This is a genomic window from Vibrio sp. 779(2023), from assembly GCF_033344285.1.
Taxonomy (GTDB): Bacteria; Pseudomonadota; Gammaproteobacteria; order Enterobacterales; family Vibrionaceae; genus Vibrio; species Vibrio alginolyticus.
In genome coordinates this window covers 1-1,331 of sequence record NZ_JAWPOM010000122.1, presented here as the reverse complement: position 1 = coordinate 1,331, position 1,331 = coordinate 1, and the positions used below count along the sequence as shown (strand labels likewise).

Genomic DNA, 1,331 nt, shown 5'->3' with positions numbered 1-1,331 from the left:
TCGGAGTGAGGCGTTCCTTCAATCGAAGCCTCATACGCGTGCATTGAAAACGACTTAGCATCTGGATTGGAGCGTCGCCAGACACGCCAGACAACACCTTTCTCTTTTTCAACTTGCGCAGGAGCGAACTCTAAACCGTCGCCAATGTCTCGCATCCAAGTCAGGGCATCTTCAAGCTTATCGTTATTGGCCAAGTCAAGCTTATAGGAGGTTTGCTGATAGGTGGTAAACGCGTTGATATCTGCGCCAAAACTGCCGCCAGATTGCTCAAAAAGCTTAACAACGTCGTTGCCGGTAAAGTGTGTGCTGCCATTAAATGCCATGTGCTCAACGAAGTGAGCGTAGCCTTTTTGATTGGCTTCTTCTTGGAACGAACCAATGTGCATCACCAAACGAACCGAAACTTCTTGGTCTTGAGTTGGATAGATGTGGTATTTCATTCCATTGGATAGCTGATTAACGTGCCAGTTGGCATCAGGCTGAATCGGCGTGGATTGTTGTGTCAGAGCACACCCTGACAACAATAACGCGGGGACTAACAATATACTGCGCATAACTATTGCCCATAACTATGATTAAGCCGATCAATATAATCCTCGTTCCATGACCTTCACATTTTTAATGGATTATTTACCGCTCAAATGTGATCTATATCACCATTTAATGAAATCAATTATCATTTACAAAACACGACAAATCCTTACTTTACAAATACATAAAACAAGCCGCTCTCGTATTAGGTTCTTATTTCTTATAAAGCTCACATTCGCGACATAGCGCCAGTATTTATTTTGAGCAGTAAAATATAATCAATCGATGATTTCGGCGTCAAAACCGCTTTTCAGCGACGACGCCGAATCATATACGAATGAAAATAACCAATAACAAACTACCCCGCGCTTTTAGGTCAATGGGCATTAAGCCCGACACTTAACGCCGCTTGGGTACAAAAAATCTATTAATCGCTGCTATGTTCAAAAATTTATCACTGAAGAATAAACTGGCTATCTCGGCCAGTGCTGCCATCATCCTTGGGGGCGTGTTAGTCGAAGGCTTGTCTTTTCGAGATTCGTTACAACGGTTGGATGCGGAAGTTGCCCAGCGTCTGGAAAGCACCAGCGCGTCATACAACCAGTACGTAAGTGACTGGCTACTCTCTAAAGAGCGAGCACTCACCTCCCTTTCTGCTGAGTCAGAAAAACGAGCCATCGTGACGCACTTGAAGCAGGTGCGAGATTCCGGCGCGTTCGATAACGTCTTCCTCGCTTACCCAGACGGCTCACAAGACAACGCCAATGGGGTGATTTTACCGCCAGGCAATAATGATCCTC

1 protein-coding gene and 1 pseudogene are annotated in these 1,331 nt (G+C 45.2%); one reads left to right on the top strand and one right to left on the bottom strand.

Going from position 1 to position 1,331, the window contains the following annotated elements; translation table 11 throughout:
* The coding region (locus R8O70_RS25445) for a M16 family metallopeptidase (RefSeq protein ID WP_318184487.1) at nt 1-554 on the bottom strand (554 nt) is incomplete at its 3' end.
* A gap of 416 nt (nt 555-970) precedes the next feature.
* Between R8O70_RS25445 and R8O70_RS25440 the strand changes: the two are divergent.
* Nucleotides 971-1,331, top strand: a pseudogene (locus R8O70_RS25440) (chemotaxis protein); the annotation flags it as partial.